Origin of the sequence: Marinobacterium sp. MBR-109 (assembly GCF_040547565.1) — a bacterium.
Classification (GTDB): Bacteria; Pseudomonadota; Gammaproteobacteria; order Pseudomonadales; family Balneatricaceae; genus Marinobacterium.
Genome location: NZ_JBEPPZ010000006.1, coordinates 101493 through 123358, shown reverse-complemented (window position 1 = coordinate 123358; position 21866 = coordinate 101493). Strand labels below are relative to the sequence as shown.

Genomic DNA, 21866 nt, shown 5'->3' with positions numbered 1-21866 from the left:
GTTCACATCTCCTCCTGGCGCACCTGGGTCATGAGGTAATTAAGCTGGGCGACCTGCTTCTGCTGCTCGGCCATGATTTCAATTTCCGCCAGACGGGCATTCAACTCAGCGATACGGGCACGTACGACTTCGGCAAAGTCGCCCACATCCCGGGTATAGGCATTCAGTGCCGCCTCGGCCGCCTGCGCGGTCTGCGGCAACAGCTGTTTTCGATAAAGGGAAAGACGCTCATTCAGACGCTGCAAAGCCGCCATCGAGGTATCGTGAGCAGCCAACAGCTGGCGCAGCTTGAGCAACCGCTCGGTGCGTACGACCTCTGCCCGGGAAGCGGCCGATGCCACTTCACCATCCTGGCGACGGGTGGAAAACAGCGGCACCTCCATACTCACGCCCAGGCTGAACAGGTCCGCTCGGTCCTGCCCCATGGGATCATCGCCTCGATAGCCGTAGCTGGCGCTGACGCCCCAGGCCGGCTTGTAGCTCTGCTCGGCAAGGCGAATATCGGTTTGGGCCACTTCGATCTGCCGATCGAACAGCACCACTGACGGGTGTTGCAGGAAAAAGCGTGCACGACTGTCCTCTCCGCTCTCGGATTGCAACTGCCGATCCAGCACCAAAGCCGGAGGCTGGGCCGCAATTTCAACCGCGGCGACATCAACCAGTCCGGTTGAACGCTCACGGGCAGCGGCAAGCCATTCTGAAAGACGACCACGCAGGGTGTCGTACTGCAGATCGAGACGACTGATCTTGTCCTCCAGCTGAGTCAGTTCAAGCTGGGCACGCACCACATCCTGCTGCTGTGTCTTACCCAGGCCGACCATATAGCTGGAGGTCGCTACATCCTCAAGCTGTTTGAACAAGCGCCGGTTACGCTGAATGAGCGTCAGGCTTTCCCGCGCCCGCCAGGCATCGATCCACAACTGGCTTACCTGCATGCGCACCTGGGCACGGCGTTCCAGGCGCATCAGGGGCTGCAAATGGGCTTCCTGGCTGAAGCGCTGTTCCTTGAGTTCCAGTGTGTCGCCCCGTGGCAGCATCTGGGAAATCCCGAGCGCAAACTGGGTCATCCCCTCCTGGCCAAAGTCAAAGCTGTCGGTCGGCATATTGGCCAGGGCAAGGCTGATTTTCGGGTCGGGCAGCGCCCCTGCCGCATCGGCCATGGCGCGCTTGGCCGTTTCATTGTGGTGGCTGGAACTCAGCCAGATATCGTTGGCCAGCGCCTGATCGACGACCTGCTCCAACGTAAGCTCGGCAGCATGGATAGAGCTGCTCAGTAACAAGCTGGCAGCCAGTCCCCAGCTCCGCAGGCGGGCCTTGTGATCTGTTGTCATAACATCCTCGTCTGAACGCAATCATGGGACTATCCGCAGGGGACAGAGACCATGAACAATCGGTAAAACCGGCCCTGTCAGGCCGATAACTCAGAAGGGTTCAGACGTTACGGGGAGGTCGGCCGGGAGGGGCCAGTACCAGGGAAAGCAGCTGATAGCCGCCGGAACTGAAGTATTCGCGAGCGGTATAAGGCATGACGCCCAAGGGTTGGCTGAGGAGCCCCTGAGACGAGAAGCAGTGATCAGGTGAGCAGTCCGGTGTATTCTGGCAAGTGCTGCCATAAGAGTCATCACCGGATAACCGTTGATGCTCGGCACACCCCGTGGACCTGGACGGCACTAGGTGCCCGGCATGCTCAGCCATCGCTACAGGCTGACTGAGAGCAGGAGTGGATTCATCCACCGGCATTACCATCGGCATCAGCTGATCCGCACGCGCCACCGCCGACAACACAAAGGCCATCAAATATAGCAACAGGGCAATGTAGGAACGAATACGCACGGATCTTTCACCCGAAAGGAGTTTCAGCCAATAAGCTCTTTTAATTTAAAGCGTTGGGCCAAGTGACTCAAGAAAAAACAGACTGGATTACACAGATGTAATCTTGCGGACAGCTAGCCAATCACGTTTCATAAAAAGCCAATGACTACTCTCCAACCATCTGTTTGATACACGGCAATATATCCTGATCAGACCTGCATTGGCTTCGCTGCTGCTGGCAATGGTTACCTGGCATGAACTATTCGCAGGAACCGTTTTGGGGTTTATTGCTTCGGCTGTGTTGGCGTCAAGCGTCACTCTGCCATGAATATAACGGCGTCAGGAGCCATGGTTATCGTCAATACCGTGGTTACTGTGCAGGCCAAGTTCAAACTGGATGCGTAGGATACGGCTTTGGCGCTGGCTCCATGCTGGCTGCCCTATCAGTACCAGCATTGCTGAAGCGTTTCAGTGATCGTAGCCTCATGTTATAGGCCAGCTTGCTGTTGGTACTGGATCTATTGATAGCCTCACAGATCAGTGATTTGAAACAGCTTCTCGTCATCTGGGCGCTACTGGTCATTGGCTCTGCTCTTGTGCAAACCCCTTCAGGGCGTTTGCTAACCCGCTCCACACATCCCAAGGATCGTCCTGATCTGTTCGCGGCTCAATTTTCACAGTCGCATGCCTGCTGGCTGTTGGCATATACACTGGCCGGGTGGCTAGGGGCCACCTGGGGAATGACGAACACGTTTTTAGTGTTTGCACTTTAAGCCTTGCTGGCAGCGATAGTTGGGTGGCGACTATGGCCTGCAAATGATCTGAGTGAAATTGATCATTGCCATGATGAACTGCCCGAAGGGCACTCTCACTTGAACGGAAGTCAACGACACCATAAGCATCCGTTCTAGATTGATGACCTGCGTATTCGATGGCCAAGGTAACCAGGCCTTCAAACAAAAGGAATGCCAAAATTCGAACCTGGAAGTGCATCAAGGTGTAAAACCTATATGCGTAGTGCAATTTAATGGTCACTTCAGGTCGATGTAAATAATGTCCGCTTTGTGCGCGAAGCGGCTAAAACATTGGTCGACCCAGCCAGCGCTGTCAGATCATCCAGGGCACGCTCTCGTGCTCTCTTTCGCGGCAGGCTGAGCACTACAGCGGTAATGCCCCGTTGTATCGGGCCGTAAACAAAAGAGGAGGTGCCGTGGCACCTCCTCTTCAGTCCCTGTGACAGGGAAGTGTTCTGTATTGGGTCAGCCCAATCAGAGCTCGACGTTATGGTACACCTGTTGTACATCGTCAAGATCGTTCAGCATCGTCAGAAACTTCTCGAACATTGCTACATCGTCACCACTGAGAGTGGTGTAGCTCTGCGGGATGAACTGGATCTCATCGACGTCGAAATCGATATCGCCGAAACATTCGGTCAGGGCTGTCTTGGCCTTGAAGTATTCAGTGTTGGGGGCAAAGACGGAAATCTTGCCGTCTTCGTTTTCGATATCGGTGACGTCAACATCCGCTTCCATCAGCGCTTCAAGCACAGCCTCTTCATCATCACCGGCAAAGACGAAGATGGCACAGTGATCGAACATGTGGCTGACGCTGCCCTGAGTACCGATTTTGCTCTTGGTCTTGGTGAACGCCTGACGCACGTCGCCAAAGGTCCGGTTGGGGTTATCGGTCAGACATTCAATGATCGCCATGCTGCCGCCGGGGCCGTAACCTTCGTAACGCGCCGGAGAGTAGTCCTCACCGCCGCCACCCTTGGCCTTGTCGAGCGCCTTATCGATAACATGCCCCGGAACCTGCTCCTTTTTCGCGCGATCGATCAGACCGCGCAGCGCCAGATTGCCATCGGGGTCGGTCCCGCCGGCTTTGGCCGTGACATAGATTTCGCGCCCGTAACGGCTATAGAGCTTGGCCTTCATGTCCGAGGTCTTGGCCATTGACTCTTTACGGTTCTGATACGCTCTGCCCATGCACTGGTTACTCCGATAGTGATCTTGAAGGTGGCGATTCTACTGCGATCCGTGTTGTCTGAATACTAGAGAAAGGGGACAGACCCCTTTCTCGCACGGGCGCTGTGGTTTAAAAGGGCCACCACCAGGGTGAGGATTTCAGGCTGTGCCTGCAGCCTCTGAGCTGTTCACCATACATCCGGGCATTGGCATCCACCTTTCGGGCAACGCTGACCAGCCAACCCTTGCTGTTATAGGTTTTGCGTTGCCAGCCTCCGTGTCCTTCGTGGTACGCCAGATACTGGTTGTAGGCGTCCCACTTGGAGATGCCCAATGTTTTTTGCGACACGTCGGCATACCAACCCATGAAATCGACCGCATCGTCGTAGTCATCACGGTCGGCGCCCCAGTTACCCGTCTTGTCCTTGTACCAGTCCCATGTCTCGTCCTTTACCTGAGCATAGCCATATGCACTGGATACCCGCCACCACATGGGGATGCCGAGGAAGCTGTCGCGGGGAGGGGCGGCATTGTGCCTGAAGCTGGATTCCTGTCGCATGATGGCCAGCTGCACCTGAATCGGCAGGCCATACTTTCGCTCAACCGTCAGAGAGGCATCAAACCAGTCGGGCTTCTCGCGAAAGATCCTGCAGGCATTTTCCACATTGGAAGGCGGCGTGGTCGCACAGGACGCCAACAGAAGAGGCAACATCAGAAACAAACAGATTCTTTGCATACGTACACCAGCAACCGGATGAGAAGTTAAAACCGCTTCTGATACCGATGACAATAAGGCATCTTGCCGGTACGCACGTAGTAGTCCTGATGGAACTCTTCGGCACGCCAGAACGGCGCCATCGGCAGTACCCGTGTCACGACATCCAGCCCTTGGTTTTCCAGCAGCGCGATCAGTTTTTCACTGATGCCACGCTCTTCGTCATCATGTACGAAAATGGCGGAGCCATACTGAGGGCCGATATCAGGCCCCTGACCGTTTTCCTGTGTCGGGTCGTGGATTTCGAAGAACAGTTTTGCCAGTGTCTCAAAGCTGACCCGAGCCGGATCGTAAAGCACTTCAACGGCTTCCAGGTGGCCAGTCTGCTTGCTGCAGACCTGTTCATAACTGGGGTTATCCACATGACCGCCCATATAGCCGGAGACCACCGAGATCACGCCAGGCTGTTGCTGCATCAGATGCTCAACGCCCCAGAAGCAGCCACCGGCAAAGTAGGCGGTTTTGAGTTTACTGCCCTGCCGCTGTGCCAGCTCGTCGGCGCTGATGAACTGCATCGAAATGGAGTTCACGCAATGGCGCACATTCTTGCGCGTCAGCATCTCGCCTTCAAACACATGGCCAAGATGGCCACCACAGTTGGCGCAGAGAATCTCGGTGCGGCGTCCGTCGGCATCGACTTCTCGGCGGATGGCGCCTTCAATTTCATCATCAAAACTGGGCCAGCCGCAGTGCGAGGGGAACTTGTCTTCGGAACGGTACAGGGGGGCTCCGCACTGCCGACAGGCGTAGACACCGGTCTCGAAGTGTTCGTTGTATTCACCAGTGAAGGGACGTTCGGTCCCTTTTTTCAGAATGACGTATTCTTCTTCGGGGGTCAGGTTCTTGTAGGACATGCTTCACCTCTGCGCAGGGGCTCGCGTTACTCGGACAGCTCACTGTCCCGTTGCGGCGCCTGCCTCTGTATTCAGTAGCCAGTCTCTGATTTCGTTGGCCATTTCGGCACTCAGACTGGAAAAGGTCGCCACCACGGCGGACAGCTCGGTACTGCTTGCGTCTCGGCTGAGATCGAATGATGTCTCGGCCAGAATGCGACGGTTCTCAGCTTTTACCAGCTGCAGATGACCACGGATCACCACCTGTGGCCTTCCCTGCCGATATTCGACCTGAAAGGCATCCAGACGACTCACCAGCAGCTTGCCAGCCGCCAGACGCACCTCATCACCACTGATTCGGCTGAAACGACTGTCGCGCTGCAGGGCCGAAATCAGCTGATCTCGCCACAGCTCCGGTATGGCACTGCTCCAGCGTGCGCCGGCATACACACTGGGCGGCTGCCCTTCAGGCACCACCAGCATATGGCGACCGTTCAGCAGGTCAGGTACCTGCGGCCTCAGGACTCTCAGACCATCGATCTGAACGGTTTGACCTGCCACACCGGGTACCGGTTCCAGCGTCCAGCTTTGTACCGGCTCTGCCGAAGGCAGCCAGCTGCAGCCGCCCAACACAAACGCCAGCAGAGTTGTGAACATCACATGTTTCATCACGCGCTCCCAGTCAGGGGGTAAATTCAGGTGCCGGTGGGCGGCCGGTCAGGTATGCCGCCGGATCCTCCTCCAGCCGTGACAGGATTCGGTTCAGGGTTCCCAGACTGCGCTGCAGGTCCTGCATCACCGGACCAATTTCAGCCATGCCCTGCAGGCCGTTGTCCAGCGCAGCGGCGTTATCACCCAACAGGCGCTCCAGCTGTGCGCCGCTTTGTGCCAGTGAGTGCATCGCCCGCCGGCCATCAGACAGCATGGGGCCGCCTTCCTTTAACAGCAGCTGGTCTGCATGATTGATCAGCGAGGTCGCGGCCTGTAATACCGCCTGAGCGTCCTGTGCGCTCGCGGTCAGGGTTTCCAGCGTTTCACTCACACCGGCTCGTGACTCAACCAGTTCTTCCGATACCTGTTCCAGGTTGTGGATAATCCGGCCTATGCGGTCAATATTCTGCGGTGACAGCAGTTCAGCCCCCTGCTCAACCAGCTCATTCACACCACCGAGCAGGGCTTCACTGTTACCCAGCAAGGCCCCGATCGGCGAGGGGTCGGCCTGAATGACAGGAGGGCCATTGTCAGGTCGAATCAATGCTGGCGCCTGCGGGTTATCAGTGCTGAGCAGAATATTGGCGGCCCCGGTGATGTTGGCGATCGCCATCCGGGCACGGGTGCCCTGATTGATCGGCGTTGCAGCACTGACCTCCATATCGGCCAGCACCCGGCGCGGGTCTTCGGGATCCAGCTGTAGCTGCTTGACCTCACCGACCCGCAGTCCGTTGTACTGTACCAGACTGCCCACTGTCAGGCCGGTTACCGCCTCATTGAACACCACCCGATAGCGCCGGGTTTCCTGTTGCTGCCCGGACTGCACCAGCCAGATGCCGAAAAACAGTGCTGCCAGCAGCCCCGCCAGCGTAAAGAGTCCAATAAGGACATGATGCGCGCGTGTTTCCATGCTTAGGTCTCCCCTGCCGCTGCGTAGGCAGCACGGCCTCGCGGGCCATTGAAATAGGCCTGTATCCACTCATTGTCATGGCGTGATACACGTTCCGGCGTATCGGCTACCAGCACCCGTTTTTGCGACAGTACCGCGATGCGGTCACAGGCGGTCCAGAGCGAGTCAAGATCGTGCGTTACCATAAACACGGCAACTCCCAGCGCATTGCGAAGCGTCAACAGCAGCTGGTCAAAATCGGCGGCACCGATGGGATCAAGACCCGCTGTCGGCTCATCCAGAAACAGTACATCCGGGTCCAGCGCCAGCGCGCGAGCCAGGGCTGCACGCTTGACCATACCACCGGACAGCGAGGCCGGGTAAAGATCACCAGCATGCGCGGCCAGCCCGGTCAATGCCAGCTTGACCTCAGCCAGTGCTTCAGCATCGGCACGATTCAGGCCGGCATGCTCCATCAGTGGCAGCGCAACATTTTCTCTGACCGTCAACGAGCTGAACAGCGCACCACCCTGAAACAGAACACCCAGTCGCTGCTCCAGCTGCGAGCGTTTGGCCCCTGACAGCGCCAGCAGATTCTGGCCAAACAGCCTCACCTCACCGGCGCTGGGTCGGATCAGACCGACAATCGAGCGCAGCAACACCGACTTGCCGGTGCCCGAGCCTCCGACCACCCCCAGTATTTCACCGGGATAAAGATCCAGATCCAGATTCTCATGCACCGTATTGGTACCGAAACGATTGCACAACCCACGCACCTCGATCAGTGCTCTCTGCTCTTTTCTCGCAGCCATCACCACCCCATCTCCATAAAGAACAGTGCAGCTATCGCATCCAGCAGTATCACCATGAAGATCGACTGCACCACCGCCGAGGTAGTGTGACGGCCCACTGACTCGGCACTGCCACTGACCTTGAAGCCTTCCATACAGCCGATAACCGCCACCACAAATGCAAACAGCGGCGCTTTCACCAATCCAACCAGATAGTGTTTCAACGGCACATCAGCCAGAATGCCGAAGAACTGCCCCAGCGGAATGTCCAGTGATATCAAGGCTACCAGCGCTCCGCCGGCAAGCCCCGAAATGATTGCAACGAAGGTGAGCAGCGGCAGCGTGATAAGCAACGCCAGCACCCTTGGCACCACCAGCAGCTCCATCGGACTCAACCCGAGGGTCCGCAGTGCATCCAGCTCCTCGTTGGCTTTCATCGAGCCGATCTGAGCGGTGAACGCACTGGCCGTGCGCCCCGCCAGCAGAATGGCAGCCAGAATCACGCCAAACTCTCGCAGAAACGCGTAGGCCACCAGGTTGACCGTATAGATCTCGGCGCCGAACTCACCCAGCACCGTGGCACCGAGAAAAGCCACCACGGCGCCCACCAGAAAGGTCAGCAGCGCCACGATTGGAACCGCGTTGAAACCGGTTTCATGGATCTGGTTCACCAGCGCTGTCATGCGCCAGCGCCAGGGCCGCAAGACAATGGAGAACAGGGTCTGCAGCACCAGACCGATAAAACCGCTCAATTCCCAAAAGTGACGAAACACGACTTCGGTCTGTCGCCCCAGATAGGCAAGCGCCTCAATCAGTGGCGAGGCCACAGGCACAGGTGGGGCCGGCTCACGTGTCAGTGCCTTCAGGACTGTTTGCAACAGCGCCCTGCGCTCGGGCTGAAGCGCCTGATCTGCGGTTACCATCTTGTCCAGCCTTTCGGGACCCAGCCAGTTGGCCAGTAGAGCCGCGCCGGCCGTATCCAGTGCGTGAATGCTCTCCAGTCGCAGCTCAAAGTCTCCCGCCGGTACCGACTGGCGTTCCAGACTCTGTTTCAATTGGCGGTAGTGAGCCAATGTCCAGCTGCCACTGAGGCGCAGGCACTGACCCTCCTGCTCCACAGCGCCCGGAATAGCGTCTTTGTTCGGGGCTGATCTCTGCATCCCTGTTACTGCCTGAAACTCTGTAGGAGCAACCATTTTCCCCCTGCACCCTCTTGCCTGCAATAGCGGAAGCGCCGAGCCCTGTCACCCGGGAAAGGCGCACTGTATAATGGCGGGTTTCGACAGCGCCAACGAATCAGAGATACGGACCCCAATGGACAAGACCTACCAGCCCCACGATATCGAGAAATCCTGGTACCAGACCTGGGAAGAGAAGGGTTACTTCGCACCCTCCGGTGAAGGCGACGCCTACTGCATCATGATTCCGCCGCCCAACGTCACCGGCAGCCTGCACATGGGCCACGCCTTCCAGCACACCATTATGGACGCGCTGACCCGCTACCGCCGCATGCAGGGCCGCAACACCCTGTGGCAGGTCGGTACCGACCACGCCGGCATCGCCACCCAGATGGTCGTTGAGCGCAAGCTGGCCGCCGAAGAAGAGCTGACCCGCCACGATCTGGGCCGCGACGCCTTTATCGAGAAGATCTGGGAATGGAAGGAAGAGTCCGGCGGCACCATCACTCGTCAGATGCGTCGCCTCGGCAACTCCGTGGACTGGCCCACCGAGCGCTTCACCATGGACTCCGGTTTCTACCGTGCGGTACAGGAAGTGTTCATCCGTCTGTATGACGACAAGCTGATCTACCGTGGCAAGCGTCTGGTCAACTGGGACCCGAAACTGCACACCGCCATCTCCGATCTGGAAGTGGAAAACCGCGAAGTCAAAGGCAAGATGTGGTACCTGCGCTACCCGCTGGCCGATGGCGTCAAGACCGCTGCCGGTGAAGACCATATCGTGGTCGGTACCACCCGTCCGGAAACCCTGCTCGGTGACACCGGTGTGGCGGTGAACCCGGAAGACGAGCGCTACCAGAGCCTGATCGGCAAGTTCGTTGAGCTGCCGCTGGTCGGTCGTCGCATCCCCATCGTGGCCGACGAACACGCCGATATGGAAAAAGGCACCGGTTGTGTGAAGATCACCCCGGCGCACGACTTCAACGATAACGAAGTCGGTAAGCGCTGCGGTCTGCCGATGATCAACGTGCTGACGCTGGACGGGCATATCCGCAAAGAAGCCCAGACGTTCAACACCGACGGCAGCGACAACCGCGAGCTCGATCCGAGCCTGCCGCAGGCCTATCAGGGCCTGGAACGTTTTGCCGCCCGCAAGCAGATCGTGGCTGATATGGAAGAAGCCGGTCTGCTGGTCAAGATCGAAGAGAACAACATGACCATCCCCTACGGCGACCGTGGCGGCGTGGTGATTGAGCCGATGCTGACCGACCAGTGGTTCTGCGATGCCAAGACCCTGGCCAAGCCGGCTATCGAGGCGGTCGAGAACGGCGATATCAAGTTTGTGCCCAAGCAGTACGAAAACATGTACTTCGCCTGGATGCGTGACATTCAGGACTGGTGCATCTCGCGCCAGCTGTGGTGGGGCCACCGCATCCCGGCGTTTTATGACAATGAAGGCAATGTCTACGTGGCGCAGGACAAGGACGCCGCCCGCCAGAAATACAACCTGGACCCGGAGCTGGAACTGCGTCAGGACGACGACGTACTCGACACCTGGTTCAGCTCTGCGCTCTGGACTTTCGGTACCCTGGGCTGGCCGGAAGACAATGAACGCCTGAAGACCTTCCACCCGACCGATACGCTGGTCACCGGCTTTGACATCATCTTTTTCTGGGTGGCGCGCATGATCATGATGACCATGCACTTCATGAAGGACGAGGACGGCAAACCGCAGGTACCGTTCAAGAACGTCTATGTTACCGGCCTGATTCGCGACGAGAACGGCGACAAGATGTCCAAGTCCAAGGGCAACGTACTCGACCCGCTGGACATGATCGACGGCATCAGCCTGGAAGCGCTGATGGAAAAGCGCACCGGCAACATGATGCAGCCGCAGCTGGCCGAGAAGATCGGCAAGCGCACCGAGAAGCAGTTCCCGGAAGGCATCGCCGCCCACGGCACCGATGCCCTGCGCTTCACCCTGACGGCGCTGGCGTCCACTGGCCGCGACATCAACTGGGACATGAAGCGTCTGGAAGGCTACCGCAACTTCTGTAACAAGATCTGGAACGCGGCCCGCTACGTGCTGAGCAACACCGAAGGTCAGGACTGCGCCCAGAACAACGAAGAGGTCTTGCTGACCCTGGCCGACCGCTGGATCATCAGCAGCCTGCAGCGCACCGAAGAAACCGTCATCAAGCACCTGGACGAATACCGCTTTGATCTGGCCGCCCAGACCCTGTACGACTTCATCTGGAACCAGTACTGCGACTGGTATCTGGAACTGTCCAAGCCGGTGCTGTGGGACGAGTCCGAAGGCGAAACCGACGACGAGAAAGAGCGCTTGGCCGCCCTGCGTCGCGGTACCCGTGGCGCGCTGGTGCGCGTACTGGAAGCGATCCTGCGTCTGGCGCACCCGCTGATGCCGTTCATCACCGAAGAGATCTGGCAGCAGATCAAGGGACTGGCCGGCAAGGATGGCGACACCATCATGCTGCAGAACTATCCGAAGCCGGTGGCCGAGCTGATCGACGAAGCGGCCGAGGCCGATATCGAATGGCTCAAGGACGTGATCGTCAGCGTACGCAACATCCGTGGCGAGATGAATATCGGCCCCGGCAAGGAGCTGGAGCTGCTGCTGCACAACGGCAGCGATGAAGACTTCCGCCGCGTGCAGGAGAACTACGTCGCCCTGACCAAGCTGGCCAAACTGAGCGAGATCAAATGGCTGGAAGCGGACGATGAAGCCCCCATGTCCGTCACCAAACTGGTTGGCAGAATGGAAGTGTTGGTACCGATGGCCGGCCTGATCGACAAGAGCGCCGAGCTGACCCGCCTGCAGAAGGAGCTGGACCGTCTGACCGGAGAGATCAAGCGTGTCGAGGGCAAGCTGTCCAACGAGAAGTTCGTCGCCAACGCGCCGGCTGACGTGGTTGCCAAGGAGAAGCAGAAGATCGACGATGCTCAGGACGCCTATGCCAAACTGAAGGAACAGTACGCCAAGATCGAGGCGCTCTGAACCTGCCAAGCACGGGGAGCCTCGCTCCCCGCCCGTTCAACCCTGATACTGTAAGGATACAATGGCGCTCTTTACTTCAGATACGGCTGCCCGCTCAGGGCACCTGATCAAAACCGCCTTCTTCGAGTTTCTTATTCTGTCAGCCCTGGTCCTGATCCCGCCCCTGCTGATCTATACCGATTTGAAACTGTTTCATGACAACCTGGGCGAAAACTCGCTGACCGAATATGTACAGGCACTTTGCCTGCTTCTGGTCATACTGCTGTTTGCGCGTACCACCTGGCAGCAGCCTAATGGCCGTGGGTTTTACGTATTGGTTACCGGTTTCTTCCTCTGCATGCTGGTCCGTGAACATGATTACCTGTTCGATCTCATCAGCCACGGCTGGTGGAAATATCCGGCGCTGGCCGTCACTCTGGTCGCACTGCTGGCCGCCCTCGGTTGGCGGCACACGGTGATCGACCCCATGGCGGAATTCACCCGTATGAAGGGCTATCCACAACTGTTGCTGGGCCTGGTCATTGTACTGGTATTCAGCCGCGTTTTCGGAACCGGCAGCTTATGGCGCGCCTTGATGGAGACGGAATATCAGAACCTGTACAAGTCTGTCATCCAGGAAGGCCTGGAGCTGCTCGGCTATCTGCTGATAGCCTATGGGACGGTACTGATGTGTGGATTAAAAAATTCCCGCCTCTGCAAACCTGCCAACGACTGAAATCTGGACGATACTCAAGGAAGGGTTATGAAACCCTCCCTTGAGTTTCAGACAGAACGGAAGGAGGTAGAACATGCCAACCTGGATTGTGGTTGCCGATGCGTTCAAAGCACGAATTTTCCAGCAGGACAGCCCCAAGGACCCTGCCCGAGAGATTGAATCTCTGGTACATCCCGCCGCGCGTCAGAAAACCAGTGACCTGATCAGTGACAGTCCCGGAGCCCAGCCGAATGCTGGCAGTTCCGGCACCCACGGCATGCAGGAGAAGGTGACTCCACGACAGGCAGAAGATCAGCGTTTTGCGCGTGATGTGATCGACCGGGTGCGCCACGCCTTGAATGACAATACCATCCGTCAGTTCTACATGGCGGCACCACCTCACTTTCTGGGCCTGTTGCGTGCAGCCATGGACGATCGGGTATCCAAGGCACTGGCAGGCGATCTGGACAAGAATCTGTCGGGTGCAACCGCCGATGAAGCCTGTGCCGCGTTCAAGCCACGCCTGACCTGACCTGTCATCCTGACGGGCACCGGTCCGCGCCCGTCAGGAATTGGCTCAATCCCGGTTACGCACCATATCGGCAATGGCGAACATCGGCTGCTTCAGCATCTGTTTGAGTGTGTCATCCGCGCCGATCTGCTCCAGCGCCTTGTCCATGCACAGCAGCCACTGATCACGCTCATCGGTCCCGATTGCATAGGGTTTGTGTGGGCTGGTCATACAGACCGAGCCATATTTTTCAGCATAGCGCTGGGGTCCACCCATCCAGCCAGTCAGGTAATCCGCCAGCCGCTGTTTCATCGGTGTCAGATCCTTGCCATGCATAGCACGAATACCCGCCACTTCAGGTGCACTCTCCATATAGTCATAAAAAGCGTTCGTCAGCTGACGGATTCCCTCCTCTCCAAGCGCTTCAAACGGTGTGTTGTAACCACTCATGAACAATTCCTCGATTATTGTCGTTATACCCGGTCAACATAAAACAGCTGTGATACAGATAAAAGCCTTTAGATGCAGGCAGTATCCATTTTTACTAATTGAGATGCCTTGACCTGAACAGCCAACCTGCGTTCCCATGGGGGTCAAACACACAGCGGGAGTTAAAAATGCCTGAGTCAATTACCCTGCCTCGATTACTCCAAACCATTACTGACCGATGCGTTTGACTAAAACACGTAAATGGCTGCTCGCGTTGTTGGCGGTCGGCCTCTTACTGCCGCCGCTTTGGCTCTGGCACAATCTGCTCAGCCCCTGGAGCTATACAGCCCCGGCCCACCTGCCGACGATTGATCAGACCCGCGAGCACAAGCTGTTTGTATATGGCACGTTGACGCACAGCTGGGTACGCTGGCTGGTAACGGGCGAACAGATTGAATCTGCAGCCGCGTCATTATCAGGCTTTCGTCGTGAAGGACTGGATCTGGTGGCAGACCCGGACGCTGTCACCCAGGGCGAGCTTCTCAGCGTCACGCCCGAGAGTTTGCGTCGACTGGACCGTTACGAACGGCTGGGCATTCGTTACGAGCGTATCCCGGTGCCCCTGACCAGTGGTGAACAGGTTTGGGTATACATGCGGATCAAGGCTGGTCGACAATAACATCGTCTACGGGCCGTCGCGGCGATGCCGGCAGCCGATCGTCCGGGTAGCCCAACCGCAGTAGTATCTGAGCATGCCCCTGTGCGGCCAGGGCCTTTTCAAGTACCGGCCTCAGCTGAGCCAGCTGTATCGGCTGGTTCAGGTAGGATGCCTGCACGCCCTGCTGTTGCGCGACCAACAGCAGACGCTGCAATGCCTGACCTGTTTTCAGCCAGTCCTGCGGCGTATCTCCGGGGCTGGTCAACAGTGCCAGCAGCGGCGACTCTTCAACCAGCAGGCTATCCTGAGAACCAACACTTCGCCCCATGTCAAAGCGGCGCACAACACCGCGCACAAGAGGGGCGACCAGCCGCGGTACCGTCAAGCCATCGCCGCTACGCCCCGGATGCATCCAGTGCGCCAGTTCTTCACGCCAGGCTTCATCCTGCCACTGCAAACCGTCCCCCTGCTTGACCAGCTCCACCACCTGACTGCGCAGCTCAGGCTCCGGCAACAGCTGCAATCGACCGCCTTCAGCTTCGGCTGCATCACACAGTTGCAGCTGCAGTGCATCCGGCAATGGCTCCGATTTGAAGCGGTTGCGCCAGGTACGGCGATGGATTGCGGCCTCGCCCAATCCCGCCAGTTTGGGCTCCAGTGTGCCGGTGCCGATTTGAACCCGCGCCAGCAGCTCGGGCCGATCAGAATCCGGCAGCAAGGTGCAGACCCGTTCAAACCCTGTATCGGCTGCCGCAACTCTCAGATTAAACAGCGCACAGCCACAGCTTATATGGAGTTCACGATTGTCGGGGTCGTTGATCGGCAAGGCACGCTGAACATCGGCCAGCAACTCAATGGTTCGACCATCTTCGGACACACGAAACAGCCAGGGTTGCGTATTGTGACTGGAGGGCGCCAGCACGGCGCAGTTGAGCAGGGCAACAGGGTCGAGGGTATCCGTGTTATGACTATTCATGGGTGCAACCTTGCAAGGGGTTACCCCGAGTGTAGGCGAACCCGATCGCTGCGTCAGCAATCCGAGCCTGACTCAGGCCAGGTTACCGATCTCGGCAAAGTCGGCACCACAGAGTGTCGCCAGATCCTGTGGAGACAGCTCAACCTCCAGGCCACGCCTGCCGGCACTGACGTGAATAGTCGAAAACTCGGTCGCACTGGCATCAATGAATGTTTTGAGGCGCTTCTTCAGACCCAGCGGGCTCACCCCGCCCAGTACATAGCCGGTCGTGCGCTCGACTTCGGCCGGATCCGCCATGGTCGCCTTCTTGGCCCCTGCAGCCTTGGCGATCCGTTTGAGGTTTAACGTAGTGCAGACCGGCACGATCCCTACCGCCAGCACTTTTGCATCGAGACTGACCACCAGGGTCTTGAACACCTGTTGCTGGGGGATGCCGAGTTTCTCCGCCGCTTCGGTGCCATAGGACTCGCTTGACGGGTCATGGCTGTACTCGTGAATACGGTGTTCAATACCCGCCTTGCGGGCCTGATCAACTGCGGGTGTCATCGTCCTGGTTCCAACGGGTTATGGTGTTCAACGTCCAAACAGTGAGGGGCGCTTGCCGGGGCCACTGGGCGCAATGGGTTCTGGCACTGCCGGTTGAGCCTTGCCGGTCTTTTTGCCTCTGCTTTTCTTGCGCGTATTGCCGCTCTGGTTGCGTTTTTTCTCGGCCAATACGCCACCTTCGATCAGCTTGCCGTTTTCCAGTACCGGAACAGGCTGCAGCTGCAGCGGTTTGCCGATCAGGGCCGAGATATCCTTGAGAAAGCGTCGCTCCTCCGGCGATACCAGTGACACTGCCCAGCCTTTCAAGCCGGCCCGCCCTGTACGCCCAATACGATGCACATAGGCTTCAGGCTGATTCGGCAGATCATAATTGACCACCTGCGGCAGCGCTTCGATATCCAGCCCTCGGGCGGCCACATCCGTCGCCACCAGCACCTTCACCTCGCCCGCCGTAAACGCAGCCAGTGCGGCCATGCGCTCACGCTGGGTGCGATCTCCGTGAATCGCGACCGCACTGATGCCGTCTTCCAGCAATTGTGCACAAACCTGATCCGCACGTTTTTTGGTACGGGTGAACACCAGAGTCTGCTGCCAGTTGCCGCCACGAATCAGAAAACCGAGTACATCCGTCTTGTCCGCATTATCCACCGCGTAGGCACTTTGCTTTACCTGCTTGCTGGCCGAGTTGCGTGCAGCAATCGCAACCCGTTTCGGGTCCTGCAACAGTTTGTCAGCCAGCACCTCGACCGAGTCATTCAGCGTGGCGGAAAACAGCAGCGTCTGCCGCTGTGCCGGCATATAGGTCAGCAACTCTCGGATCTCACCGATAAAGCCCAGATCCAGCATGCGGTCGGCTTCATCGAATACCAACATTTCCAGTTGATCCAGCGACAGCTTTTTCTGTTTCAGCATATCCAGCAAACGCCCCGGGGTCGCCACCAGAATATCGGCGCCTCGTTTCATTTTGCGGATCTGGTTGTCGAAACGTACGCCGCCAAACACGGAGACCACCCGCATCCCCAGCAGCTGGCCATAGGCCAGACCATGTTCGCCCACCTGCACGGCCAGCTCACGCGTAGGCGTGAGAATCAGGCCCCGGATCGGGTGATAGTCCCCGCTTGCAGGTGCCCGGCTGAGGCGTTCGATCATCGGCAAAGCAAAGCTGGCGGTTTTGCCGGTACCGGTCTGTGCCTCGGCAATCAGATCATGGCCCGCCAGCACCAGTGGAATCGCTTGTGCCTGAACGGGCGTCGGCGTGTGGTGATCCAGTGCTGCCAAGGTGGCAACCAGCTCAGGGCAAAGGCCCAGTTCGGCAAAGGCGGACATGATATTCCCTCGTGATTACTGTGCCTGCGAGCGCAGGTAATCTTCATAGCTGCCGTGGAAATCGTTGATGCCGGTGGGCGTCAGCTCGATGATACGGGTCGCCAGCGAGGAAACAAACTCACGGTCGTGACTGACGAATATCAGCGTACCGGGATAGTTCTCCAGCGCCAGGTTGAGTGCTTCGATCGACTCCATATCCAGGTGGTTGGTCGGCTCATCCATCACCAGAATATTGGGCTTTTGCAGCATCAGCTTGCCGAAAATCATGCGGCCCTGTTCCCCCCCGGAGATCACCTTGACCGACTTGTCGATCTCTTTTTGCGAGAACAGCAGACGGCCCAGTGTGCCGCGGATCACCTGTTCGTCATCACCTGCTTTACCGCAGTAAGCCATCCAGTCGTAGAGACTTTTCGCTTCGGTGAATTCGTGCGCATGGTCCTGCGCGTAGTAACCGATGTTGCTGTTCTCGGACCACTTGACCTTACCGGCGCTGGGCTCCAGATCACCCACCAGGCATTTGAGCAGCGTCGTTTTACCGATGCCGTTGGGGCCGATGATGGCGATACGCTCAGCCACCGGCACGGTCAGATTCAGACCGCTGAATAACTCTTCATCGAATGACTTGGACAGCCCTTCAACCTCAAGTGCGATACGGTGCAGTTTTTTGTCCTGCTCAAAGCGAATGAACGGGCTCTGGCGGCTTGACGGCTTGATATCCTCCAGCTGGATCTTGTCGATCTGCTTGGCACGTGAGGTTGCCTGCTTGGATTTGGAGGCGTTGGCGGAGAAGCGACTCACGAACGCCTTCAGATCGGCAATCTGTGCCTTTTTCTTGGCGTTGTCCGATTGCATGCGCTCACGCGCCTGCGTTGAGGCGGTCATGTACTCATCGTAATTGCCGTGATACAGACGCACTTCACCGAAATCCACATCCGCCATGTGAGTGCAGACGCTGTTCAGGAAGTGGCGGTCATGCGAAATAATGATCATGGTGCACTGACGCTGGTTCAATACCCCTTCCAGCCAACGAATGGTGTTGATGTCCAGGTTGTTGGTGGGCTCATCGAGCAACAGGATATCCGGGTCCGAGAACAGGGCCTGCGCCAACAGCACACGCAGTTTCCAGCCCGGCGCCACTTCGCTCATCGGGCCGAAGTGCTGCTCTACCGGAATACCCACGCCCAGCAACAGCTCACCGGCACGGGACTCGGCGGTGTAACCGTCCATCTCGGCAAACTCGCCTTCCAGCTCGCCGGCCCGGATGCCGTCCGCCTCACTCATCTCGGCTTTCGCATAGATCGCGTCACGCTCAGCCTTGACCTTCCACAGCTCCTCGTGACCCATGATCACGGTATCAACCACGCTGAACGCTTCATAGGCGAACTGGTCCTGCCGCAGCTTGCCGATACGTTCGTTCGGGTCCTTGGAGACGTTGCCGCTGGTAGGCTCCAGATCGCCCCCCAGAATCTTCATGAAGGTGGACTTGCCGCAACCGTTGGCGCCGATCAGGCCGTAACGGTTACCGTCACCGAATTTAACGGAAACATTTTCAAACAGTGGCTTGGCGCCAAACTGCATGGTGATATTCGCAGTGGTCAGCAATGGAATCTACTCGATTGGTCTTGAAAGGGTATGGCGGGCCGATGGTTGATAACCGGCAGGTGATACTACCAAAGATGCGGATTATCGCATAAAAGCGCAGGCGAGTAGAGAGGGGGAAGAAAGCATGAACGTAATACTCACCGCTCCATCGGCACAGGGTCCTGCGCCGGCAAAGCACTCTAATCAGATGGCCGCAGGGTTGAGATCAGGCAGATAGCTGTTAATCTGCGTCAAATCCTCACATTCGGTTGAGCCTGTCATGTCCAAGTCCTTCACCCTTGAATCACGCAACCCTGAGCAGTTCCGCCGGGAAACCCGCAAAAGCAACCTGATCGTTATGGGTACCTTTGCTGTCATTGCCATGACGCTGGCTACGCTCAGTGTGAATTTCTTCGGCGACCCCGAGGGTGGCAACTTCCGCTGGAATCTGGCCGGGGTGATTGCCGGGGTAGTTGTAACAACCGCCATATTCAGGCTGGTCTACCTGAAACAGCCCTGGATGGAATCGGCACGCTATAACTGGCGACTCAAGCGCAGCCTGATGAGCCTGACCAACATCATGCACCAGCTTAAGGCGGGCGTTGAAGTGGAAGACCCGGTGGCGATGAAAGCGATGCGTTTCTATCACCAGGGCCTCGAGCAGATGTATCGGCTGGAAAACAACGAAAGCGCACTGGCGGATCTGTTGCCAGACAGCCGGGCACACCAGAGCCGTCTTGAAGCACTGGAGATCAACTCTGATCAGGGTACCTTCCACCCGGAATGGGTCGATCAGCTCAAGGCAGCGTACAAGAAAAAGCCGTAGGGCTTTGCCGCTGCACCAGACTTCCCCCTTCATCCACGCGCAAACACTCGTGAGTTGCGCTCGTTGCGGAAAGTGATCGGGGTGTCTGCGCCGCTGTGCTCGGCGGCGGCGCGGGCATCCAAAATTTTCTGATGATGCGGTGACTTGCTGCACACCGGGTCTGCGGCGTTCATGTCACCGGCCAGCATGTAGGCCTGACAGCGACAGCCACCCAGATCCTGTTCCTTCTCGTCACAGGAGCGACAGGGCTCCTGCATCCAGTCGTCGCCGCAAACAGAAAATATTGTCGTATACCAGGCTATCATGAAAATCATCAACACCTGCGTTACGCAGTATATATTCATCAGCTCTCGAAAGATTTCTGGCGGCCACAATAATCGGCACACTGGAAAATGAGCGTATTCTGATGACGGAATCCATAACCTGACCATAACCCGATGAGGATATCAATATTACAAGACTGTCCCTTGCATCCAGCAGGGGTTGATACTGCTTCAGCATCATGTCATTCAGCTTGTCTGATAATATAAATTCTGGCCTGATACAAAAATCAGCTTCAATTTGGTCACCAATATCAGCCACAGGCACATCAGAAAATATAATGATCTTCATATACCCACCAAAGCTTATAGTTATAGTTGGGTCAAATGTAGCGCTGGTACACCCTCCCTGTATTGCACAATTTTGATCGGTTTTGGTAGATTTCTGCAGCCTGATGCTTCTTGCGCATCACCTATCCTGTGCCATGCTTGGATCACTCGACATTCAACGTCGAATGAACAATGCAAGGAGATTTCCATGAACACATACAAAACGCCCCGTTTGCTGCTGGCAGCAGCCTTGGGTCTTGGCCTGAGTGCATCGGTCGCCGCGCAGGGGCACATGGGTATGGGCTCAGGTCCGCACATGTCCGGTCAAGGGCCCGGCATGATGGGCGGACAAGGCTTCATGATGGGGGGATATGGCCCCATGATGGGATACGGCATGGGTATGGGCATGATGCACGGCGGCCCGATGATGGGCGGTATGGGCATGATGCCCTGTCCGATGATGGGGGGCCTTCAGGGAGGTGCCGGGTATGCTCTCGAGCTGGATGAAAAGCAGCAGAAGCAGATGAACAAGATCAACGAGCAGCTCTGGCAACAACAGCAAACTCACATGCAGGAGATGCAGGCTCATCAGCAGGAGATGATGAAGCTGTACCAGGACGGTCAGCCAGACAGCAAACAGCTGCTGCAGGCACACAAACAGATGCAGGAACGTCAGCAGAAGCTGTTCGAGGCACGCCTCAAGGCACAGGATGAGATGAATGAGGTGCTCACCGAAGAGCAGCGCCAACAGATGCAGCAGATGCAACGGCAGATGTTCCGCGGCTGGCAGTAAGCACCCTGTTCCGATCGGGACTCTAGACCAGAGTCCCGTTGCGGTAGTCATTGATTGCCTGATCGATCTCTTCAGGCGTGTTCATCACAAAGGGACCGTATTGCGCGATCGGTTCCTTGATCGGTTGGGCTGCCAGCACCAGTATGGCGGCCCCGTTTGGCCCCGCCTGCAGTTTGATCCGGTTGCCCGCACCCAGTTCACCGGCTTCGTGCAGGTTCAGCGTGTCTTCTCCCAGTTGTGCAGCCCCTTCAAACAGGTAAGCAAACCCGGCACGATCATCCGCCAACGGCAGGCTGAACGCGGCATTGGCGGGCAGACGAATATCCAGCATAAGCGGTGCTCGGCTTACACCGCTGACCGGCCCCCTGTATAACTGCCCGTTCAACTGCACTTCACCTGCGATCAGCTTCAGCTGCGCGCCACTGTCAGTCTCTTCAAGGCTGGTGATCTGCTCAGCCGCAAACTCCTGATACTTCGCCGGAATCATTTTTTCCGCTGCCGGAAGATTGATCCAGAGCTGAAATCCGCGCATCAGGCCCTCCTGCTGCTCCGGCATCTCTTCATGGATCACGCCACGGCCAGCAGTCATCCATTGCACGCCTCCGCTGCCCAGTACAGCCTCATTACCCAGATGGTCTCGATGACGCATCTGCCCATCAAGCATGTAGGTGACGGTCTCGAAGCCGCGATGAGGGTGAGCCGGGAAGCCGGCAATGTAGTCGTCCGGGTTATCGGAGAAAAAACAGTCCAGCATCAAAAAAGGATCGATACGCTGACCGGGGGACTGACCCACACTGCGCAGCAGGCTGACACCGGCACCGTCCCGGCTGGGGCGGGCGGTGATACGGCGTTTGATGGTACGGTCGGTCATTTCAAGACTCCTCGTGCACGGGGCAACGCTGATATGAATGGAATGACCCTATTATTGTATCTACCAGACAGATCAGGAACAGTAAAAAACAGC

General features: G+C 57.5%; 23 protein-coding genes. 6 read left to right on the top strand and 17 right to left on the bottom strand.

Annotated elements, in window-relative coordinates; translation table 11 throughout:
* Nucleotides 1-2 precede the first annotated feature (2 nt).
* The 9 genes from ABIE60_RS09700 to ABIE60_RS09660 all read right to left on the bottom strand — a co-directional run bounded on the left by ABIE60_RS09700 (nucleotide 3) and on the right by ABIE60_RS09660 (nucleotide 8935).
* On the bottom strand, nucleotides 3-1331 hold the full coding sequence (locus ABIE60_RS09700; protein WP_206835758.1) for a TolC family protein: 1329 nt from the start codon (nucleotides 1329-1331) through the stop codon (nucleotides 3-5).
* Nucleotides 1332-1431: 100 nt separating this feature from the next.
* Complete coding sequence (locus ABIE60_RS09695; RefSeq protein WP_206835761.1) at nucleotides 1432-1833, bottom strand: hypothetical protein; 402 nt, start codon at nucleotides 1831-1833, stop codon at nucleotides 1432-1434.
* A gap of 1247 nt (nucleotides 1834-3080) precedes the next feature.
* Nucleotides 3081-3797: a YebC/PmpR family DNA-binding transcriptional regulator gene (locus tag ABIE60_RS09690; RefSeq protein WP_354469225.1), complete on the bottom strand. Its 717-nt coding sequence runs from the start codon at nucleotides 3795-3797 to the stop codon at nucleotides 3081-3083.
* A gap of 109 nt (nucleotides 3798-3906) precedes the next feature.
* Entirely contained in the window at nucleotides 3907-4512 is a 606-nt protein-coding gene (locus ABIE60_RS09685) for a transglycosylase SLT domain-containing protein (protein ID WP_354469224.1), read from the bottom strand.
* Between the two features lie 26 nt (nucleotides 4513-4538).
* Nucleotides 4539-5405: a bifunctional methionine sulfoxide reductase B/A protein gene (locus ABIE60_RS09680; RefSeq protein ID WP_354469223.1), complete on the bottom strand. Its 867-nt coding sequence runs from the start codon at nucleotides 5403-5405 to the stop codon at nucleotides 4539-4541.
* 39 nt (nucleotides 5406-5444) lie between these two features.
* Nucleotides 5445-6053 (bottom strand): ABC-type transport auxiliary lipoprotein family protein, encoded by a 609-nt coding sequence (locus ABIE60_RS09675; protein WP_354469222.1) that lies wholly within the window; start codon nucleotides 6051-6053, stop codon nucleotides 5445-5447.
* Nucleotides 6054-6066: 13 nt separating this feature from the next.
* Nucleotides 6067-7005 carry an MlaD family protein gene (locus ABIE60_RS09670; RefSeq protein ID WP_354469221.1) on the bottom strand — a complete coding sequence of 313 codons (939 nt, stop codon included), beginning with the start codon at nucleotides 7003-7005 and terminating at the stop codon, nucleotides 6067-6069.
* Nucleotides 7006-7007: 2 nt separating this feature from the next.
* A complete protein-coding gene (locus ABIE60_RS09665; RefSeq protein WP_354469220.1) occupies nucleotides 7008-7796 on the bottom strand; it encodes an ABC transporter ATP-binding protein in 789 nt (262 codons plus the stop codon).
* Nucleotides 7796-8935, bottom strand: coding sequence for an MlaE family ABC transporter permease (locus tag ABIE60_RS09660; protein ID WP_354469219.1), 1140 nt, complete (start codon nucleotides 8933-8935; stop codon nucleotides 7796-7798). The genes ABIE60_RS09665 and ABIE60_RS09660 overlap by 1 nt, the downstream gene beginning before the upstream one ends.
* A 154-nt stretch (nucleotides 8936-9089) precedes the next feature.
* Between ABIE60_RS09660 and ABIE60_RS09655 the strand changes: the two genes are divergently transcribed.
* The 3 genes from ABIE60_RS09655 (at nucleotide 9090) to ABIE60_RS09645 (ending at nucleotide 13198) form a co-directional block, all read left to right on the top strand.
* Nucleotides 9090-11972, top strand: a complete 2883-nt coding sequence (locus ABIE60_RS09655) for a valine--tRNA ligase (RefSeq protein ID WP_354469290.1) — start codon at nucleotides 9090-9092, stop codon at nucleotides 11970-11972.
* A 61-nt stretch (nucleotides 11973-12033) separates the two neighbouring features.
* Complete coding sequence (locus tag ABIE60_RS09650) at nucleotides 12034-12687, top strand: hypothetical protein (protein WP_354469218.1); 654 nt, start codon at nucleotides 12034-12036, stop codon at nucleotides 12685-12687.
* 73 nt (nucleotides 12688-12760) lie between these two features.
* Complete coding sequence (locus ABIE60_RS09645) at nucleotides 12761-13198, top strand: host attachment protein (RefSeq protein ID WP_354469217.1); 438 nt, start codon at nucleotides 12761-12763, stop codon at nucleotides 13196-13198.
* 45 nt (nucleotides 13199-13243) lie between these two features.
* On the opposite strand, the gene ABIE60_RS09640 is transcribed toward ABIE60_RS09645, so the two are convergent.
* Nucleotides 13244-13627 (bottom strand): group II truncated hemoglobin, encoded by a 384-nt coding sequence (locus tag ABIE60_RS09640; protein WP_354469216.1) that lies wholly within the window; start codon nucleotides 13625-13627, stop codon nucleotides 13244-13246.
* Nucleotides 13628-13850: 223 nt separating this feature from the next.
* Between ABIE60_RS09640 and ABIE60_RS09635 the strand changes: the two genes are divergently transcribed.
* Entirely contained in the window at nucleotides 13851-14285 is a 435-nt protein-coding gene (locus ABIE60_RS09635; protein ID WP_502914948.1) for a gamma-glutamylcyclotransferase family protein, read from the top strand.
* Here ABIE60_RS09635 and ABIE60_RS09630 read toward each other — a convergent pair.
* From ABIE60_RS09630 to ABIE60_RS09615, 4 genes are all read right to left on the bottom strand, one after another.
* A complete protein-coding gene (locus ABIE60_RS09630; RefSeq protein ID WP_354469214.1) occupies nucleotides 14266-15240 on the bottom strand; it encodes an Acg family FMN-binding oxidoreductase in 975 nt (324 codons plus the stop codon). The genes ABIE60_RS09635 and ABIE60_RS09630 overlap by 20 nt on opposite strands.
* 72 nt (nucleotides 15241-15312) lie before the next feature.
* The gene (gene ybaK, locus ABIE60_RS09625) at nucleotides 15313-15786 is read right to left on the bottom strand and encodes a Cys-tRNA(Pro) deacylase (RefSeq protein ID WP_354469213.1); all 474 of its coding nucleotides are present in this window, start codon (nucleotides 15784-15786) and stop codon (nucleotides 15313-15315) included.
* Nucleotides 15787-15813: 27 nt separating this feature from the next.
* The gene (locus ABIE60_RS09620) at nucleotides 15814-17112 is read right to left on the bottom strand and encodes a DEAD/DEAH box helicase (protein ID WP_354469212.1); all 1299 of its coding nucleotides are present in this window, start codon (nucleotides 17110-17112) and stop codon (nucleotides 15814-15816) included.
* Nucleotides 17113-17127: 15 nt separating this feature from the next.
* Nucleotides 17128-18714 carry an ABC-F family ATPase gene (locus ABIE60_RS09615; RefSeq protein WP_354469211.1) on the bottom strand — a complete coding sequence of 529 codons (1587 nt, stop codon included), beginning with the start codon at nucleotides 18712-18714 and terminating at the stop codon, nucleotides 17128-17130.
* A 259-nt stretch (nucleotides 18715-18973) separates the two neighbouring features.
* Between ABIE60_RS09615 and ABIE60_RS09610 the strand changes: the two genes are divergently transcribed.
* Entirely contained in the window at nucleotides 18974-19519 is a 546-nt protein-coding gene (locus tag ABIE60_RS09610; RefSeq protein WP_354469210.1) for a DUF3087 family protein, read from the top strand.
* 29 nt (nucleotides 19520-19548) lie between these two features.
* Here ABIE60_RS09610 and ABIE60_RS09605 read toward each other — a convergent pair whose 3' ends face one another.
* Both ABIE60_RS09605 and ABIE60_RS09600 read right to left on the bottom strand, forming a co-directional pair.
* Nucleotides 19549-19776 (bottom strand): SPASM domain-containing protein, encoded by a 228-nt coding sequence (locus ABIE60_RS09605; protein ID WP_502914947.1) that lies wholly within the window; start codon nucleotides 19774-19776, stop codon nucleotides 19549-19551.
* A complete protein-coding gene (locus ABIE60_RS09600; RefSeq protein ID WP_354469293.1) occupies nucleotides 19751-20131 on the bottom strand; it encodes a hypothetical protein in 381 nt (126 codons plus the stop codon). Before ABIE60_RS09600 ends, ABIE60_RS09605 begins: the two co-directional genes overlap by 26 nt.
* A 186-nt stretch (nucleotides 20132-20317) precedes the next feature.
* Between ABIE60_RS09600 and ABIE60_RS09595 the strand changes: the two genes are divergently transcribed.
* A complete protein-coding gene (locus ABIE60_RS09595) occupies nucleotides 20318-20902 on the top strand; it encodes a Spy/CpxP family protein refolding chaperone (protein ID WP_354469209.1) in 585 nt (194 codons plus the stop codon).
* Between the two features lie 22 nt (nucleotides 20903-20924).
* On the opposite strand, the gene ABIE60_RS09590 is transcribed toward ABIE60_RS09595, so the two are convergent.
* Nucleotides 20925-21773 carry a pirin family protein gene (locus tag ABIE60_RS09590; protein ID WP_354469208.1) on the bottom strand — a complete coding sequence of 283 codons (849 nt, stop codon included), beginning with the start codon at nucleotides 21771-21773 and terminating at the stop codon, nucleotides 20925-20927.
* Nucleotides 21774-21866 lie beyond the last annotated feature (93 nt).

Bases quoted from the DNA above. Each gene is read 5' to 3' on its own strand.
- ABIE60_RS09700 (WP_206835758.1), bottom strand. From the start codon at position 1,331: ATGACAACAGATCACAAGGCCCGCCTGCGGAGCTGGGGACTGGCTGCC.
- ABIE60_RS09690 (WP_354469225.1), bottom strand. From the start codon at position 3,797: ATGGGCAGAGCGTATCAGAACCGTAAAGAGTCAATGGCCAAGACCTCG.
- ABIE60_RS09685 (WP_354469224.1), bottom strand. From the start codon at position 4,512: ATGCAAAGAATCTGTTTGTTTCTGATGTTGCCTCTTCTGTTGGCGTCC.
- ABIE60_RS09680 (WP_354469223.1), bottom strand. From the start codon at position 5,405: ATGTCCTACAAGAACCTGACCCCCGAAGAAGAATACGTCATTCTGAAA.
- ABIE60_RS09675 (WP_354469222.1), bottom strand. From the start codon at position 6,053: ATGAAACATGTGATGTTCACAACTCTGCTGGCGTTTGTGTTGGGCGGC.
- ABIE60_RS09670 (WP_354469221.1), bottom strand. From the start codon at position 7,005: ATGGAAACACGCGCGCATCATGTCCTTATTGGACTCTTTACGCTGGCG.
- ABIE60_RS09665 (WP_354469220.1), bottom strand. From the start codon at position 7,796: ATGGCTGCGAGAAAAGAGCAGAGAGCACTGATCGAGGTGCGTGGGTTG.
- ABIE60_RS09660 (WP_354469219.1), bottom strand. From the start codon at position 8,935: ATGCAGAGATCAGCCCCGAACAAAGACGCTATTCCGGGCGCTGTGGAG.
- ABIE60_RS09655 (WP_354469290.1), top strand. From the start codon at position 9,090: ATGGACAAGACCTACCAGCCCCACGATATCGAGAAATCCTGGTACCAG.
- ABIE60_RS09650 (WP_354469218.1), top strand. From the start codon at position 12,034: ATGGCGCTCTTTACTTCAGATACGGCTGCCCGCTCAGGGCACCTGATC.
- ABIE60_RS09645 (WP_354469217.1), top strand. From the start codon at position 12,761: ATGCCAACCTGGATTGTGGTTGCCGATGCGTTCAAAGCACGAATTTTC.
- ABIE60_RS09640 (WP_354469216.1), bottom strand. From the start codon at position 13,627: ATGAGTGGTTACAACACACCGTTTGAAGCGCTTGGAGAGGAGGGAATC.
- ABIE60_RS09630 (WP_354469214.1), bottom strand. From the start codon at position 15,240: ATGAATAGTCATAACACGGATACCCTCGACCCTGTTGCCCTGCTCAAC.
- ybaK (WP_354469213.1), bottom strand. From the start codon at position 15,786: ATGACACCCGCAGTTGATCAGGCCCGCAAGGCGGGTATTGAACACCGT.
- ABIE60_RS09620 (WP_354469212.1), bottom strand. From the start codon at position 17,112: ATGTCCGCCTTTGCCGAACTGGGCCTTTGCCCTGAGCTGGTTGCCACC.
- ABIE60_RS09610 (WP_354469210.1), top strand. From the start codon at position 18,974: ATGTCCAAGTCCTTCACCCTTGAATCACGCAACCCTGAGCAGTTCCGC.
- ABIE60_RS09605 (WP_502914947.1), bottom strand. From the start codon at position 19,776: ATGCAGGAGCCCTGTCGCTCCTGTGACGAGAAGGAACAGGATCTGGGT.
- ABIE60_RS09600 (WP_354469293.1), bottom strand. From the start codon at position 20,131: ATGAAGATCATTATATTTTCTGATGTGCCTGTGGCTGATATTGGTGAC.
- ABIE60_RS09595 (WP_354469209.1), top strand. From the start codon at position 20,318: ATGAACACATACAAAACGCCCCGTTTGCTGCTGGCAGCAGCCTTGGGT.
- ABIE60_RS09590 (WP_354469208.1), bottom strand. From the start codon at position 21,773: ATGACCGACCGTACCATCAAACGCCGTATCACCGCCCGCCCCAGCCGG.